At 65.7% G+C, this 15955-nt stretch carries 14 protein-coding genes and 1 other RNA gene; 7 read left to right on the top strand and 8 right to left on the bottom strand.

Annotated elements, in window-relative coordinates; all coding sequences use genetic code 11:
* The 4 genes from recR to ffs form a co-directional block, all read right to left on the bottom strand.
* Complete coding sequence (gene recR / locus R6258_RS07180; protein ID WP_318448982.1) at nt 1-606, bottom strand: recombination mediator RecR; 606 nt, start codon at nt 604-606, stop codon at nt 1-3.
* On the bottom strand, nt 606-932 hold the full coding sequence (locus tag R6258_RS07175) for a YbaB/EbfC family nucleoid-associated protein (protein WP_318449170.1): 327 nt from the start codon (nt 930-932) through the stop codon (nt 606-608). Before R6258_RS07175 ends, recR begins: the two co-directional genes overlap by 1 nt.
* A 59-nt stretch (nt 933-991) precedes the next feature.
* On the bottom strand, nt 992-3193 hold the full coding sequence (gene dnaX / locus R6258_RS07170; protein ID WP_318448981.1) for a DNA polymerase III subunit gamma/tau: 2202 nt from the start codon (nt 3191-3193) through the stop codon (nt 992-994).
* Between the two features lie 166 nt (nt 3194-3359).
* Nucleotides 3360-3456: signal recognition particle sRNA small type (gene ffs / locus R6258_RS07165), an RNA gene on the bottom strand.
* 229 nt (nt 3457-3685) lie between these two features.
* On the opposite strand from ffs, the gene R6258_RS07160 reads away from it, so the two are divergent.
* Both R6258_RS07160 and R6258_RS07155 read left to right on the top strand, forming a co-directional pair.
* The gene (locus R6258_RS07160; RefSeq protein ID WP_318448980.1) at nt 3686-4909 is read left to right on the top strand and encodes a carboxylate--amine ligase; all 1224 of its coding nucleotides are present in this window, start codon (nt 3686-3688) and stop codon (nt 4907-4909) included.
* Between the two features lie 33 nt (nt 4910-4942).
* Nucleotides 4943-6964 carry a hypothetical protein gene (locus R6258_RS07155; RefSeq protein WP_318448979.1) on the top strand — a complete coding sequence of 674 codons (2022 nt, stop codon included), beginning with the start codon at nt 4943-4945 and terminating at the stop codon, nt 6962-6964.
* Nucleotides 6965-6998: 34 nt separating this feature from the next.
* Here R6258_RS07155 and R6258_RS07150 read toward each other — a convergent pair whose 3' ends face one another.
* From R6258_RS07150 to R6258_RS07135, 4 genes are all read right to left on the bottom strand, one after another.
* Complete coding sequence (locus R6258_RS07150) at nt 6999-8033, bottom strand: AbrB family transcriptional regulator (protein ID WP_318448978.1); 1035 nt, start codon at nt 8031-8033, stop codon at nt 6999-7001.
* Between the two features lie 116 nt (nt 8034-8149).
* Nucleotides 8150-9661, bottom strand: coding sequence for a tripartite tricarboxylate transporter permease (locus R6258_RS07145; RefSeq protein ID WP_318448977.1), 1512 nt, complete (start codon nt 9659-9661; stop codon nt 8150-8152).
* Nucleotides 9661-10113: a tripartite tricarboxylate transporter TctB family protein gene (locus R6258_RS07140; protein WP_318448976.1), complete on the bottom strand. Its 453-nt coding sequence runs from the start codon at nt 10111-10113 to the stop codon at nt 9661-9663. The genes R6258_RS07145 and R6258_RS07140 overlap by 1 nt, the downstream gene beginning before the upstream one ends.
* Complete coding sequence (locus tag R6258_RS07135; protein WP_318448975.1) at nt 10113-11099, bottom strand: Bug family tripartite tricarboxylate transporter substrate binding protein; 987 nt, start codon at nt 11097-11099, stop codon at nt 10113-10115. Before R6258_RS07135 ends, R6258_RS07140 begins: the two co-directional genes overlap by 1 nt.
* Nucleotides 11100-11316: 217 nt before the next feature.
* Here R6258_RS07135 and R6258_RS07130 point away from each other — a divergent pair, with 217 nt between their 5' ends.
* The 5 genes from R6258_RS07130 to R6258_RS07110 are packed head-to-tail and all read left to right on the top strand — an operon-like array spanning nt 11317 to nt 15911.
* Complete coding sequence (locus R6258_RS07130) at nt 11317-11937, top strand: helix-turn-helix domain-containing protein (RefSeq protein WP_318448974.1); 621 nt, start codon at nt 11317-11319, stop codon at nt 11935-11937.
* Nucleotides 11937-12605, top strand: a complete 669-nt coding sequence (locus R6258_RS07125; RefSeq protein ID WP_318448973.1) for a response regulator transcription factor — start codon at nt 11937-11939, stop codon at nt 12603-12605. Before R6258_RS07130 ends, R6258_RS07125 begins: the two co-directional genes overlap by 1 nt.
* Nucleotides 12602-13999: a sensor histidine kinase gene (locus tag R6258_RS07120; protein ID WP_318448972.1), complete on the top strand. Its 1398-nt coding sequence runs from the start codon at nt 12602-12604 to the stop codon at nt 13997-13999. Before R6258_RS07125 ends, R6258_RS07120 begins: the two co-directional genes overlap by 4 nt.
* A complete protein-coding gene (locus tag R6258_RS07115) occupies nt 13996-15147 on the top strand; it encodes an ABC transporter substrate-binding protein (RefSeq protein ID WP_318448971.1) in 1152 nt (383 codons plus the stop codon). Before R6258_RS07120 ends, R6258_RS07115 begins: the two co-directional genes overlap by 4 nt.
* Entirely contained in the window at nt 15144-15911 is a 768-nt protein-coding gene (locus R6258_RS07110; protein ID WP_318448970.1) for a TlyA family RNA methyltransferase, read from the top strand. Before R6258_RS07115 ends, R6258_RS07110 begins: the two co-directional genes overlap by 4 nt.
* Nucleotides 15912-15955 lie beyond the last annotated feature (44 nt).

Raw genomic sequence — 15955 nt, 5'->3', positions numbered from 1 at the left:
TCAGTCGCCCTGGAAGGGCAAGCGACCGTTGAAGGCGCGGCTGAGGGTGCCGCCGTCGACATATTCGAGCTCGCCGCCCATGGGCACGCCATAGGCCAGACGCGACAGCCGCAAGCCGCGCTCGCGGATCTGTTCGGCGATGTAGTGTGCGGTCGCCTCGCCCTCGACCGTGGGGTTGGTGGCGAGGATCACCTCCTCGACGCCGCCCTCGTCGAGCCGGGCATCGAGCAGCTCGAGACCGATGTCATCGGGCCCGATGCCATCCAGTGGCGAGAGATGCCCGTGCAGCACGAAATAGTGGCCGTGATAGCCACCGGCATCCTCGATCGCCAGCATGTCGGCCGGCGATTCGACGACGCACAGCAGCGCGCCATCACGCCGCGCACTGCGACACAGCACGCAGGTCGGCTCCTCGGTGAGCGTCCGGCAGCGTTGGCAATAGCCGACTTGCTCGAGCGCCGTGCCGAGCACCTCGACCAACCGGCGTCCGCCGTCCCGCTCACGCTCGAGCAGGTGCAACGCCATACGCTGCGCCGTTCGCGGACCGACGCCCGGCAACACTCGCAACGCTTCCAGCAAGCGATCGACCAGCGGTGAAAAGCTCATTAGAACGGCATCTTGAAGCCGGGCGGCAGGTTGAGCCCCTCGGTGGCTTCCTCCATCTTGGCGCGGGAACTGGTCTCGACCTTGCGCACCGCGTCATTGACCGCGGCGGCCAGCAAATCCTCGAGCATCTCCTTGTCCTCTTCCATCAGGCTCGGGTCGATGACCACCTTGCTGACGTCGTGGCGCCCGTTCATGGTCACCGAGATCATCCCGGCGCCGGCTTCGCCGGTCACCTCGGACTTGGCGATCTCTTCCTGGATGCGCTGCATCTTTTCCTGCATTTCCTGAGCCTGCTGCATCAGGTTGCCCATTCCGCCCTTGAACATGGCGATCACCTCGTGGCTGTCGGTTGACGTGGTTGGCACTTCGGGTCGTGGCGCCGTACTTACTGGGCCGCCGGTGTCCCGGCTTGAGCGGTCTGCGGCGCGACGGTCTGTTCGAGCAGTCGCGCGCTGAACGCCTGCTCCAGTTCCTGGATATGCGGGTCACCGCGCAACGCTTCAACCGCCCAGGCATGACGTTCACGCGCCTCGCGATCGCTACGCGACTTGGGGGTTTCGATAGCCCCCGGCAACTCGGCGGGCTCGATGCTGACCCGCCGCTCGATGCCTGCCGCCGCCAGCGCCTTGCGCACCCGCTCGACATGAACCTCGGCGTTCATCGCCGCCTGGCCGGGGTCGAGACGCAGCTGCAGCGCCTGGCCATCGTCGTGCTCGACCATGCAGTGCGCAGCCAGGTTGCGGGTCAGCCCGGAAAGCGAAAGGCTCGGGAACAGTTCGAGCCAGTCGGCATGGTCGAAGGCACCCGGCTCGGCCGCGACGGCGGGCGCATGGGCCTGGGCGTAGCCGACATCGGCCTCGTCCGCCGAGACGGCTGAGGTGTCGGGTGGCAACGCCACGTCGGCACTCATGTCCGGTGCCGTCAGCGTATCGACGACGGACTCGCTGGCCAGACCCTCGCCGGGCGCCGCCTCCCCGGTATCGAGCCATGCTTCGCCGGGTTCCGATGCGTCGCTGGGCTCTGGCTCCGCGTACTCATCGCCTAGGTACGTTTCAGCGTCTTCCAGAGCCGCGACATCCGATCCTTCAGGGCGCAATGGAGCGGCCTCGTGGGAGCCATCGGCCTGGTCGAACGCGGCCTCTTCGCGTGGCTCGGGATAGCCCGGATTGTGCGCTATCGCCGGCTGAGGCTCGGTCGGTTGGGAGGCCGCGGGTGCCTGCGCGACAGGGACCTGATCAGGCACCTGCTCGGCAGTCTCCCAGGGCGGACGCTCGGCAACCGGGCCGCTGGCGGGCGGCCCGGCGGATGCCTGAGGAGATTCGCTCGGCGCGTCCGGCGTCGAGCGTGAGGCTGACGTGCGTTCCCGCCGACTGGCTGACGACTGCGCCATGCTCCCCGCGTCCGCCTCGACGGGCGTCGACTCGCCGGGCGACGGCTCGCCGTTAGCCTGCGGGGTCGAGTCGCCACGCAACGGCAATGGCGTCTGCGGCGGCTTGGGCACGCCCTGCGGACGAAAGGCCAGCATGCGCAGCAGGGTCATTTCCAGTGCGGTGCGCGGCTCCGGCGTACTGTCCATGTCGCCGCGCCCCTGCAGGCCGATCTGGTAATAGAGCTGAACGTCCTCGGCGGTGAACCGTGCCGCCAGCGCCAGCAGGGTGTCACGATCGCCATGCCCGTTGTCGAGCGCATCGGGCACCATCTGGGCGATCGCCAGGCGATGCAGGATGCCGGTCAGGTCGTCGAGCACGCCGGCGAAGTCGGGCCCCTGCTCAGCCAGGCTGGCGATTTCGGCGAGTACCCGCGCCGCATCGACCTCGGCCAGCGCCTCGACCAGCGCCACTAGGTGACGGTGATCCAGCGTTCCGAGCATCGCCGCCACGTCGTCGTGCTGGACGCGGCCCTGACCGAAGGCGATCGCCTGATCGGTCAGGCTCATGGCGTCACGCATCGAGCCCTCGGCGGCCTTGCCCAGCAGCCACAGCGCGGGCTCCTCGAAGGGCACCGACTCGGCCTCCAGCACTTTGGCCAGGTGCTCGACGATCCGTTCGGGCGGCATGTTCTTGAGCGCGAACTGCAGGCAGCGCGACAGCACGGTCACCGGCAGCTTCTGGGGGTCGGTCGTGGCGAGCAGGAACTTGACGTGCGGCGGCGGCTCCTCGAGCGTCTTGAGCAGCGCATTGAAGCTGTGCGTCGAAAGCATGTGCACCTCGTCGATGAGGTACACCTTGTAGCGTCCCTGCGACGGTGCGTATTGCACGTTGTCGAGCAGCTCGCGGGTATCCTCGACCTTGGTCCGCGAGGCCGCATCGACCTCGATCAGGTCGACGAAACGCCCGTCGTCGATATCCCGGCAGGTCGAGCATTGGCCGCATGGCGTCGAGGTTACGCCACCCTGGCAGTTGAGGCACTTGGCGAGGATGCGCGCCAACGTGGTCTTGCCGACCCCGCGCGTGCCGGTGAACAGATAGGCATGATGAAGACGCCCCTGGTCGAGGGCGTTGATCAACGCCCGCTGGACGTGCTCCTGACCAACCAGTTCATGGAAGGTGCGCGGCCGCCATTTGCGGGCCAGTACCTGATAGCTCATGCAGCGCGGAAGTCCTTGCGGCTAGGTCGGGCGGCCTTAGGCCCCCAAAGATAGCGCGAACAATGTGGCGACGCTTGGCGACGATGTATTCGCGTCGAATCGACTTATTCTAGCGGTTCGCCGCAGGGGGGAAAAGCGAGGTTTCCGGGGCCGGAAATGGAGGCGGCCCCATCAGCCACATCCCGGCACACGCAGCCACCACTACCGTTGCTCCCTTCCGGGCCTGGCGGGGTTTGCGGTTTAGCGTTGCGGGAGGACCGATAGGGCCACCATAGACGACTGATCGAGGGGCCTGCGGAATACCTGCACAACCCTTTCGTCAATCCCGCGAACCGGCAGTCTGTTCAAAGACTTGCCTGAACGCGAGGCGCACTATAACAGTGGCCTCTAGCCCTCGCAAGGGTAAACCCGAGACGAGCAAGAGGCATGCTTTGTAGTCTAGGCTAGGGGGAACGAACATCGTCAACGAACAGCCCACGGAGGGCATGGACCATGGATAAGAACCCGAACAAGGGGTATGTCGCATTGCTTGGCTGGAGCCTCAACGCCGTCGAGGCCGCCGACAACTTCGATCGGCGTTACGTGGTCGTCGCACCGGAATGGGCCGAAGACTACTGCAAGCAGCACGACATCCCCTATGTCCCCTGGAACTTCGAGCGTCTCAACGATCGTTCGATGGAAATCGCCGAGACGCTCAAGGAGATGGGCGTCGACGTTGCGATACCGCTCTATGAGGAAACCGTGGAGTGGGCCGGGGCGATCAATTCGGTGTTGCTCGACAATCCGCGCCTGTATGGCCAGGCTCTGCTGTTGCGCGACAAGGCACTGATGAAGCGGCGCGCTCAACTGGGCGGCATCCGCGTGGGGATCTTCGAGGAAGCGCACGACCGAGACGACGTGATCCGCTTTCTCAAACGCGTCAATCAGACGCTGCTCAAGCTCGACGGCGACCCCAACGACCCCATCCACCTCAAGGCCTTCGACAAGGCCGGCTGCCTGGGGCACCGGGTGATCCGGACGCCCGACGAGGTCGATACCATTCCGGACGAGGAATTCCCGGTACTCATGGAATCGCATCTCGATGGCTGGGAATTCGCCGTCGAGGCGTGGATCCACAACGGCAAGATCCGCTTTCTCAATATCTCCGAATACGTGACCCTGGGCTACTCGGTGTTCGTCCCGGCAACCCCCGAGCTCGAGAAGTACCGCGAGTCGATCACCCGGCAGATCGAGAAGCTGATCAAGACCTTCGACATCGACTTCGGCTTCGTCCACCCGGAATACTTCGTCACCAGCGATGGCGAGATGTACTTCGGCGAGGTCGCCTACCGTCCGCCCGGCTTCAAGGTCTTCGAACTCCTCGAACGGGCCTACGGTTTCAACGCCTACCAGGGGCTGATCTTGTCCTTCGACCCCAAGACCACCGAGCAGGAGATCACCGACTTCTTCCCCCGCGAAGTGGTCGATGCCAAGGGCGTCGCCGGCTGTTTCGGCGTCTACCCGCGCCGCCGCGTGGTCAGCCGTCTGGAGATGCCCGAAGAGACCGAGGATCACCCCTACTTCGAGTCCCATGAACTGACCGCGCCGCTCGAGGAAACCGTCACCAAGCGGACGGCGTTCGGCACGCACTGGGGCCTGCTGTACTTCTTCGGCGACGATCCGCACACCATGCGCGACCTGCTCAAGCGCCAGGAAGAGCTGGATTTCTATGTATAATCGCGCCCGTACCTCTGGGCACAAGGAGCCCTTGTGACGAGCCACGACGAACATACTGCGGACAGCGCCAAGCTGGACGATCTGCTGGCGAAACTCGACGAGGCCATCGAGATCCTCGCCAAGGCGCGTGACTTCGCCAAGCCCGGCAAGGTACGCCGGGTCTTCGACAGCGCCCGCAAGGTGATGCTGCAACCCGGCGGCTGTGCCGCCATCGAGGCACGCGCCCAGGCGATCGAAGCGGCCGGCGTCTTCAACGGCTCCGACTGGGCCCAGCCACAGATCCTGGTGCCTTCGCTGACCGTGCATTCGCTGCAGAGCGGGGCGAGCGATACCGTGGTACTCGAGGCGCTGAGCGAGTTGCGGCTGCTGGCCGTGGCCCATGGCCGCTACGAGCACTCGCTGATCTCGGCCGAACAGGCCCACCACTATCTGACCCAGGTATTGGCGATCAACCTGGAGCTGCTGTTCACCGCGCCCAGCGAGGTCGAGCGCGAGACCCAGGGGCGACTGGCACTGCTGACTCGGGCGCTATTTTCGTACCTGGCCGAATCCATCGGCTACGAGCATGTCATCGACCAGTTGATCGACGAGATCTGGCGCATCCTTCAGCAGCGCCCGATCCAGGTCGACTCGATCAAGCGCATGATCACCCAGATCGCCATCTGCCAGGCCAACCCCGAGATCGATCTGGGCAACAGTGGCCAGGGCGCCGACCGCCTGGTCAGCAGCCTGTTCGGCGCGACCCAGGCGTCGCGCGAGGACCCCGGGGTCGAGGTCTACCTCGAGCGCCTACAGGCGATGGATAGCGGCGCCCTGCAGTACGAGGCCACCGGTTTCGCCCGCGCCATGCACGATACCGGGCTGGTCTCGGCCTATCATGCGGTGCTCCTGCGGCACCTGCTCGAGCATGGGGATCACTTGCTGTCCGAAGCGCTGGGACTTTCGGCCACCGGCCGCGACTGCCTGCTGTGCTATCGCCAGCTGATCCAGGCCCTGATCGAACAGAGCGTCTTTGCCGCCACGCCGCAGGCGGTCTACGGCCTGGCGCTGATGCTCGAACGCGGCATCCTCTATCAGCCACCGGTCGCTCCGGCCTTGTGGCGCCAAATCGGCCTGCCGCTCTCCGCGTGGTCGCAGGAGCGCATTCGCATGGCCTATGGCGATGAGGTACCGCCGCGCGCGCGTCTGCTCGAGGGCGTACTGTGCATGCTCGGCCTGCCGCTGGGCGTCGGCCAGGGCAACAACCCGACCTGCCAGTCGGCGCGGGCGCTATCGATGTGGGCCTACAACGACCCCGACTATCTACTGCAGATGGTCGCCTGGGCGGCCCGCGATGACGAGATCATCATGCACTTCGAGGGCATGCCGCTGTCGTCGATGGCCAGTCTGTCCGGCGTGGCCTCGAACCTGCCGCTGGATCTCGACCCGGTGTCGCTGATCGTCGTGCCGCATCTCGACCGGATTTATGCCGAGATGGGCCGGCGCTGCATCGGCCGCGAGGGCGATCCTCACCGTTGGGTCAATCCCGAATTCCATGGCTGGTGGGCCGGTCGCGGTTTCCGCATCAACGTCGACGTGGAAACCGGGCAGCTCCATGATCTCGAGAAGTTCCTGCGCCATTTCTATGCCAGCTATCACCCCTATTACAACGGCAACCAGCCATTAATCCATCCGCAGCCTGCCGGCATCGCGGTGACCGACAGCGCGGCGCGCTTCATCGGCTGGCACGCCATCACCCTGCTCCGGGTCAACCTGGATCCGCAGGATGTGATGCGCGCCTACTTCTTCAATCCCAACAACGACAGCGGCCAGGACTGGGGCGACGGCACCAAGGTCAGCACCTCGGGCTGTGGCGAGCGCTTCGGCGAGGCATCGCTGCCCTTCGAGCAGTTCGCCTCGCGCCTGTACATCTTCCACTACGACCCGCTGGAGCATGGTGAGCTGGCCAACATTCCCCAGGAGCAGCTCGATCGGGTGATCGGGCATGTGTATCGAAGCTGGGGTGCCGACCGGGTTCCGGCCGTCGAACTCCAGGCGCACACCAGCCCCGGATGAGTTTTCACCGAAGCGCCGCTCGCTCAAAGAGGACTTATAAGAGGTTTCGCGAGCGGCGCTTGAGGTGCTTTGCCCAGAACGGTGCCACGATCATCAGCGCCACCATTCGCAGCAGATGGTGGAAGGCCACAAACACCGGATCCAACCCCAGCGCCACCGCAACGATCGCCATCTCGCCGATCCCGCCCGGCGCCAGCGCCAGCAGCGCCACATCGAGCGGCACGTCGACGGCCCGGTGGATGAGTTCGGCGAAAATGCCGAGCACCGCCAGCGCCAACGCCGTGGCGACACCTGCTTGCAACGCGTAACGCCCCAAGCGCTTGCCGGTCAGCCCCTTGAAGCGTGCGCCGATCGAACTCCCCAGCACCCAGAGCATGCCATTCATCGCCCAACTGGGCAGATTGAGATTGCCCAGGCCGGCCACGCCGAATGCCGCCGCCAGCAGCAAGGGCGCCAGCAACGCGGGCGTGGGCAGTCGCAACAACCGACCCAGCGGAATCGCCAGCGGCAACGTGAGCAATAGCCACAGGTCCTGCGCCGAACCGCCACGCGCCGCCATCGCCGATGTCCCGGCGTCTTCAAAGATCCAGAACAGCGGCGGCAGCAGCAGGATCACCATCACCACTCGCAGCGACTGAGCGATGGCGATGCGTTGCGGATCGCCGCCCACCTTGTCGCCGAGCAGGATCATCGCCGTCATCGCGCCCGGCGCCGAGGCGAACCAGGCGCTCACCGGATCGAAGCCGCAGCGCCGATACCAGGCGGCGGCCAGCGAGGTCGACAACGCGACGCCGACGAGCAGCAAGCCCGCCGAAACCGGCCAGTCGAGCATGCGATGAGCGAGCTGAGGGGTGACCTGGCTGCCCAGCACCAATCCCAGCATGCCCAGAAAGACTTGTCGGAATCGCTCGGGAACGCGCACATCGACGCCCCGCGCGGAGACCACCAGGTTGGCGACCAGCGGCCCCAGCATCCAGGCCAGCGGCAAACCGGTCAGCTGGAATGCACCGCCACCCACGGCGCCGACCGCCAGCGAGCGCAGCAAGGCGATCGATACGATCCTATCCACCCACTCTCCTTCTTCGTGCGTTGATCTATACGCAAAACCCCCGGCAGCGCGGGGCTGCCGGGGGTTTTGTGCATCCTGATCCGGTACTCAGCGCGCCATCTGGCGCGCCGCTTGGATCAATCCGGTTGCTTGGCACGCATCCGGCGACGCAGTATCGGCCCCACGATGACCGGCAATATCAGGCCGACGATCGCGACCACCCACAAGGTGATGGAGAGCCCGCTGCTCCACAGAATCGTCCAGTCGCCATCCGAAATCTGCATTGCATGGCGCAGGTTCTTCTCCATTTCCGGCCCCAGCAGCAGCCCCAGGATGACCGGGACCAGCGGGATCTCGAGCTTGCGCAGAATATACCCGCCGACCCCGAAGGCGACCATGAAATACAGATCGAAGACCGAATGACTGATCGAATAGACGCCGACGAAGGCGACCATGGTCACCACCGGCAACAGAAACATCGGCGGTACCGAAAGCAGCTTGACGAATACCCCGACCAGCGGAATGTTGAGCAACAGCAGCAGGAAGTTGCCGATCAATAGCGCGGCGATGACACCCCAGACGATGTCGGCGTTCTGTGTGAACATCAACGGCCCGGGAGTGATATTGAAAGAAATCAACATCGCCAGCAGTACCGCGGTGGTACCGCTGCCCGGCACGCCGAGCGTCAGCATCGGCACCAGTGCGCCACTCGAAGCACCGTTGTTACCCGCCTCGGGGGCCGCCACGCCGCGCGAATCCCCTTCACCGAACGTAGCCTTGCTACCCAGGTATTTCTTTTCCAAGGTATAACTGATGAAGCTACCCAGCGAAGCGCCGGCCCCCGGCAGCACCCCGGCGATAAAGCCGATCACGCCACCACGTACCGTCGTCGGCAGGATGCTAGTAATATCTCGCCAGGAGAGCTTGAGCTTGTTGACCTTGATCATCTCGCGGCCGGCACCGGCCTTTTCCTCGATGAACACCAACAATTCGGATATCGCAAATAGGCCGACAATGGCGATGATGAAGTCGACACCCTCGTAGAGCTCCAGCGTACCGAACGTGAAACGCTGCACCCCGGTCGACATGTCGATACCCATGGTGGCAATGATCAAGCCGATCGCCGCAGCCAGGATCGTCTTGACAGGATTCTTGCCGGTAATCCCGCCCAGGGTGGCGAAAGCCAGCACAAACAGCGCAAAGTACTCGGCCGCGCCGAAGGTCAGCGCGAACTTGGCCAGCAGCGGAGCCAGCAAGATCAACCCGACGGTGGCGATGAGGCTGCCCATGAAGGAGGCAACCGCGGATATAGCCAGTGCCTCGGCGGCCCGACCATTCTTGGCCATCGGATAGCCATCGAGACATGTCATCATGGCCGGCTCGTCGCCAGGTATGTTGAGCAGAATCGACGAGATACGTCCACCGTACATGGCACCGGCGTAAACCGAGGTCAGCATGATCAATGCGGTTTCGGGGCGTAGCCCGAGGGTAAACGCCAACGGAATCAGTATCGCCACGCCATTGGCAGGCCCGAGGCCTGGCAGCGCGCCGATCAGCGTGCCCAGAAAGGCGCCCAGCAAGGCAAACATCAGGTTGTGCGGCTGCAGGGCGATGCCAAACCCATCCATCAGATAGTTGAGCGTGTCCATCAACTCGCCTCCAGGAAAGACAATATGCCCAGCGGCAACGGTAACTCGAGTACGTAGTTGAACAAGGCGAATACCACGATGCCGCCGAGCAGGCCGGTCAAATACCCCGGCAGAACGCGGGCACCCATCCGCCAGCACAAGGTACCCACGGCAAGCATGGTGGCCACGATAAAGCCCAGCGGCTCGAGAATCAGGATATAGGCGATCAGCGTGCCAATCGCGATCAGTATCTCGACCGCAGTCTGCCCCTTGGGCCAGGCATTGCTCGGGTCGGGTTTCACGATCAGGTAGATGCTGGATAGCGCCAGCACCACTGAAAGAATCGTCGGGAACGTCTCGGGACCGACAGCCTCGGACCCGCCGAACGGTTCGGGAAACTGCTGAGCGCCCCAGCCGTACGCGACGGCCAGGACGAACATCAACAGACCGAAGATACGGTCGTTGAGCCTCATTACTTGATCAATCCGATTTCTTTGGAAAGTGTTTCGATGTCACTGATCTGAGTCGTTACATACTCCTCGAACTTGCCGGCTCCGGGATGGAACGGCATCAGGCCGTTTTTCTGCATGACCTCCTTCCACTCGTCGCTCTTGTACAGCGTATCGACGGCGTTGACCCAGTATTCCTTGGCCTCGGCGGAGATATCGCCCGGCATGTAGAAGCCGCGCCAGTTGGCACCGATCGAATTGATTCCCTGCTCCTTGGCGGTGGGGATATCAGAAAACTTGCCCGGTAGACGCTCGTCTGCCAGCACCGCGAGGATCCGCAGATCGCCGGATTCCATGAAACCCTGCGCCTCGGAAATATCACCGGTAAAGGCATCGACATGACCACCAACCACCTGGGTCATTGCCTCGCCGCCGTTGTTGTACGACAGGTAGGGAATCTTCGGCAGATCGTCCACACCCGCCTTGTCGGCGGTGATCAGCACCTTGAGATGATCCCAGCCGCCATTGGCACTACCGCCGGCGAACTTGACCGACTTGGGATCCTTCTTGAGGGCCTCCATCAGCGCCGGCAGATCCTGATACTTGGAATCCTTGCTGACGGCGATTACCCCGTAATCGGCACCCACGGCACCGATCCAGTTGACCTGATCGGCGGTCAGACCCGGAAACTGTCCCTGGGCCAGGCGCGTTGTGGTGGCCGTGGAAGCAGCCACCAGCAACTGCTCGTCGGAAGACCGCTTGCTGACCGTGTGCGCATACGCCACGCCGCCACCGGCGCCGGCCATGTTGATGGTCTGTACGCTAGCCGGTACCAGATCGAGTTGCTCGAGCACGCGGCCCACACTGCGACAGGTGAAGTCCCAGCCGCCGCCCGGATCGGCCGGCGCGATGCAGTCGACCTTGCCGGTCGGCTCGAAGGCCATGGTCATGCTGCTGACCAGAGTCAGCGAGGCAGCGGCAAGAAGCTTGAGAGGCGTTCTCATCGACATTGTTGTAGTCCCCTTGGAAAGAAATGAGCGAAAGGATCGCTTGCAGGAACTTGACCGGCAACCTTACAATTCTGTAAGGAAGAACGGCGTTCCTTAGGATGGAAATTAGGCGGATGACTTTCGTGAGTCAACGCCTATTCAGGGGCTTAATACCAAAGTTTAACCCAGCGAAACGCATACAGACGCCCGCGAAGCGCACAGAGAGGAAGGCATACACATGGCACAGGACCGGGTTGAAGCGGTGGAGCGAGCGCTGACGATACTCGACGCCTTCGACTCGCCCCAGGAGCGGTTCTCGTTGGCCGACCTGGCCGGCGTCACCGGCTTCTACAAGAGTACGCTGCTGCGTCTACTGGGCTCGCTGGAGCGCTATGATTACGTCCAGCGTGGCAGCGACGGACGCTACCAGCTGGGCCATAGCCCGGTACGCCTGGCGCGGCGCCACCCACCCGGCCGCCAGCTGGCGGCCTGGATCCAGCCGGCGCTCGACGCGCTGGCCGAGCACAGCGGCGAAACCGCGGCTCTGCTGGAAGTCGCCGCCGGACGCGCCGAGTGCCTGCTCGTCGCGGTCCCCAGTGTGGCGCTGCGCCACGAGTTGCGACCCGGCGAGCGCTGGCCGCTCAGCGATCCGCGCTCGCCGGCGCTTGATTTCGCCGGCGGCGTCATGGTCTGCCGGGCGCTGGATACCGCACGGGAACCGCGCGCCTTGTGGCTGTCGCTGTCGGGCCCCACCGGCCGTCTGCAACCGCCGCAGGCCGAGGCGCAACTCGTCGCGGCCCTGGGCGAACTGACTCGCGGCCCCGACTCCCGCCAGGCCGCCGTATCGGAGGCTCGCTGATGCAACTGCTACTGGTCGAAGACGATGCCCTGCTCGCCGAAACGCTCCAGGATGCCCTGCGGCTCGAAGGCTACGCGGTGCTCGCCATCGCCGATGGCGAAGCCGCCTACCAGCGCCTGGTCCGTCCCGATCCTCCGCATGGCCACGAGCTGATCCTGCTCGACCTCAACCTGCCGGGACGCAGCGGGCTCGAGATCCTCGAAGCCTTGCGCCATCACGACAGCGCCACGCCGGTGCTGATTCTCACCGCCCGCGGCGCCATCGAGGATCGCGTGCGCGGACTCGACCTGGGCGCCGACGACTATCTGGCCAAGCCGTTCGCGCTCGACGAACTCGAGGCGCGGGTTCGCGCGCTCCTGCGTCGCCAGAAACCCGGCGTGCGCCTGCAGGTCGGCAGCCTCGCATTCGACAGCCTGGCGCAACGCTTCACGCTGAGCGGTGAACCGCTCAGCCTGCCGCCGCGGGAACAGCGCCTGCTGACCTGCCTGATGCGCCGCGCCGGCGAGCCGGTCGACCGCCAGCAACTCGCCAGCGAAGCCTTTGCCGGCGAGGCGCTCGGCGACAACGCCATCGAGGTCTATGTCCACCGTCTGCGTCGCCGGCTGACCGGCAGCGACGTCACGCTGCACACGGTACGCGGCCTCGGCTACCTGCTCGCGCCGACATGACTCGCACCGACATGGAAAACGCCGGCATGGCGGGCGGCGGCAGCCTCTACCGGCGGCTGATGGCCTGGTTGCTGCTTCCCCTGCTGGGGCTCGGCGCGCTGATGCTCGTCCAGGCCTACCTGGGCGCGCGCGACACCGCCGACCGGGCCTTCGATCGACTGCTCGAGGCCGCTTCGCTGGCGATCGCCGAGCAGGTCAAGAAGCAGGACGACCATCTGTGGCTGGACCTTCCCCCGGCGGCGCTGGAGATGCTCGCCACCGATGCCGAGGAACGGGTCTTCTACGCGCTCTACAACGAACGTGGCGATTTCGTCACCGGCAACGCCGAATTGCCGGCTCCCTTCAGCCAGGGCGACGACCGCCAGCCACTGCACTACAGCGATGCCAGCTGGCATGGCATGGCACTGCGCGTCGGCGTGCGCACCTCGCAGCTCGAGGGCTGGAGCCAGCGCGAACGCTTCGAAGTGCGCGTCGCGCACACCCGCGAAGGCCGCGAACGGCTGACCCAGGCGCTGTTCCAGGGCAGCCTGGGGCGCATCGCCGCCATGGCCCTGCTCGCCGTGGGCGTGGTGCTGCTGGCGGTTCGCGTCGCCCTGGCTCCGCTGACCCGGCTGCGCCGGGCGATTCGCGAACGCGACCCGCGCACGTTCGCCCCGCTGTCGCTCGAACTGCCCCGCGAGCTGGCCGAGCTGCGCGAAACCCTCAACGAACTGCTGGCACGGATGCGGCGCGTGCGCGCCAACCAGGAGCGCTTCATCGGCGACGCCTCGCACCAGTTGCGCACGCCGCTGGCGGGGATCTCGGCACGCGCCGAGCTGGCGCTGCGCCAGAACGAGCCCCAGGCCTGGCACAGCGCCCTGGAAACCATCCAGGAGGCCAGCGCACGCACCGCCCGGCTGGCCGTGCAGCTACTCTCGCTGACCCGGCTCAACAACCCCGAGGCCAGGCCCGAGCTGAGCCGCCTGGAGCTGACCGCCATCGCTCGCGAGGCTACCCGCAGTGCCCTGCACGCCTGCTACCGCGACGGCGTCGACCTGGGCCTCGACGCGCCGGACGAGCCCATATTCATCGAAGGCATCGACTGGCAGCTCGAGGAAGCGCTCGCCAACCTGATCGACAACGCGCGGCGCTACGGTGCGCGTCGGATCACCGTCCGGGTCAGCGCCGACCCGCCCGCCCTAGAGGTCGAGGACGACGGCCCGGGCATCGCCGCCGAATGGCGCTTGCTGGTACTGCGCCCCTTCCACCGCGGCCGCAACGGTGGCGAGGGTTCGGGGCTGGGCTTGGCGATCGTCGATGGCATCGCCCGCGCCCACGCGGCTCGGCTGACCCTGCACGAAGCCAGCGGCGGCGGACTGCGCGTAGCCATGACCTTCCTGGGAGACCGTGCATGACCCCCCCCCGCAACCATCGACTGGTCGCATTGCTGGCCGGCATCCTGCTGAGCAGCCTGAGTCTCGGCGTCATGGCCCAAGCGCGGCTACACTATCCGGCTCTGCATGACGGGCCGACTCAGGACGGGCGGGCCAATTCACGCCTGGTCATTCACGCCGCGCTCGATACGCCGCTGATCGCACCGCTACTGGAGGATTTCCAGCGTCGCAACCCGGATATCGAGATCGATTATCGCAACCTCTCCACCCTGGCGGTGTACCGCACCTTTCTCGATGGGCGCGATGACCAGCGAGCCGACGTGGTCATGTCCTCGGCGATGCCTTGGCAGTACCGGCTGGCCAACGACGGCTATGCACAACCGCTCGACAGCGCCGCGGCACGTGCCTGGCCGGCCTGGGCGCGCTGGCGCCACGAGCTGTTCGCGATCACCTTCGAGCCGGTGGTGATCGTCTATCGCCGCGACGTCGCCGAGCACTTCGGCGCGATCGACAGCCACGCCGACCTCCTCGAGCGCCTCGAACGGCATGCCGAAGCGCTGCGCGGGCGCGTCGTCACCTACGATCCGGCGGCGAGTGGCGCCGGCTACAGCTATGCCATCGAGGAGGCACGACTTTCGCCACGCTACTGGGAACTGGTGGCCGCGCTCGGCCGGGTCGACGCCGCGCTGGTCGGCACCACCCGCGAGATGCTCGAGGGACTCGCCACCGGCCGCTACTGGATCGGCTACAACCTGCTGGGCAGTTATGCCCGGGAGTTCGCACGCGAGCACCCCGAGCTCGAAATCGTGGTACCCGAAGACTACGCGCTGGTGACGCATCGGCTGGCCTTCGTCGCGCGCGACGCCCGCCATCCGCACGCCGCACGCCGCTTTCTCGATTACCTGCTGAGCGAGCACGGCCAGCGCGCGATCGGCGAGCTCACGCCGCTGGGGACGATCCATCCGGCGCTGCACGGCCCGGGGAGCGCCAATGCCCTGCGCGAGCGGCTCGGCGATGCACTGCGTCCGATCGACATCGGCCCGGGCCTGCTGGCGACCCTCGACGATCTCAAGCGCGAAGCGCTGCTGAGCCGCTGGACCCGCGAGTTCCAGCGCGCGGCCCAGCCTGCAGATACGCCCGCCGCACCACCCAGCGAGACTTCCCCATGATGCGACTCGACCAGCTGTTGCTGACCCGCGGCCTGGCCCGCTCGCGCACCCGCGCCCAGCGCCTCATCCGGCACGGCCGGGTGACCCTCGAAGGCGCCCCGCAGCGGGCGCTGACCAAACCCGGCGAGAAATTTCCCGACGACAGTCGCCTGGTGGTCGCCGAGGATGCCGAGGAGCGCTATGTCTCGCGTGCCGGACTCAAGCTCGAGGCCCTGCTGGACGCCCTGGAGCTGCGTCTCGACGGGCGTGTGGTACTCGATGTCGGCCAATCCACCGGCGGCTTCACCGATTGCGCGTTGGCACGCGGCGCGGCCCTCGTGATCGGCGTCGAGGTCGGCCACGACCAGCTCGACCCGACGCTGCGCGACGATACGCGCGTGACCTGCATCGAAGGCCTCAATGCCCGGGCAATGGCCGGCGACGCTCGGCTGCACGCCGCCATCGAGCGATGCTCGCCGCTGCGCCCGACGGCGGCGGTCATGGACGTTTCGTTCATCTCGCAGACGCTGATCGTGCCACAGCTGGCGCAGTTGCTGGCCATTGGCGGCGAGCTGCTGTCACTGGTCAAGCCACAGTTCGAGGTCGGCCCCGGCAATGTCGACGCGCGCGGCATCGTCACCGATGCGCGCCTGTATGCCGGCGTCGAGGCACGCATCCGCGACTGCTGCGACGAGCATGGCTTTAGCGTCGAAGCCTGGCGCGAGAGCCCGATTCGTGGCGGCGACGGCAACCGTGAATTCCTGCTGCATGCGCGGCGCCGCTAGGGAAGCGCCGAACAAATAGGGGAGCGGAATGAGGCGCAAGGCGC

Source organism: Halomonas sp. HP20-15, from assembly GCF_033446685.1.
Lineage (GTDB): Bacteria > Pseudomonadota > Gammaproteobacteria > Pseudomonadales > Halomonadaceae > Modicisalibacter.
Note: the sequence above shows the minus strand (reverse complement) of the source record. Positions and strands in the feature narration are given on the sequence as shown.

Coding starts and splice junctions, on each gene's coding strand:
- R6258_RS07120 (WP_318448972.1), top strand. CDS start 12,602: ATGACTCGCACCGACATGGAAAACGCCGGCATGGCGGGCGGCGGCAGC.
- R6258_RS07145 (WP_318448977.1), bottom strand. CDS start 9,661: ATGGACACGCTCAACTATCTGATGGATGGGTTTGGCATCGCCCTGCAG.
- R6258_RS07115 (WP_318448971.1), top strand. CDS start 13,996: ATGACCCCCCCCCGCAACCATCGACTGGTCGCATTGCTGGCCGGCATC.
- R6258_RS07130 (WP_318448974.1), top strand. CDS start 11,317: ATGGCACAGGACCGGGTTGAAGCGGTGGAGCGAGCGCTGACGATACTC.
- R6258_RS07160 (WP_318448980.1), top strand. CDS start 3,686: ATGGATAAGAACCCGAACAAGGGGTATGTCGCATTGCTTGGCTGGAGC.
- dnaX (WP_318448981.1), bottom strand. CDS start 3,193: ATGAGCTATCAGGTACTGGCCCGCAAATGGCGGCCGCGCACCTTCCAT.
- R6258_RS07140 (WP_318448976.1), bottom strand. CDS start 10,113: ATGAGGCTCAACGACCGTATCTTCGGTCTGTTGATGTTCGTCCTGGCC.
- R6258_RS07110 (WP_318448970.1), top strand. CDS start 15,144: ATGATGCGACTCGACCAGCTGTTGCTGACCCGCGGCCTGGCCCGCTCG.
- recR (WP_318448982.1), bottom strand. CDS start 606: ATGAGCTTTTCACCGCTGGTCGATCGCTTGCTGGAAGCGTTGCGAGTG.
- R6258_RS07175 (WP_318449170.1), bottom strand. CDS start 932: ATGTTCAAGGGCGGAATGGGCAACCTGATGCAGCAGGCTCAGGAAATG.
- R6258_RS07125 (WP_318448973.1), top strand. CDS start 11,937: ATGCAACTGCTACTGGTCGAAGACGATGCCCTGCTCGCCGAAACGCTC.
- R6258_RS07135 (WP_318448975.1), bottom strand. CDS start 11,099: ATGTCGATGAGAACGCCTCTCAAGCTTCTTGCCGCTGCCTCGCTGACT.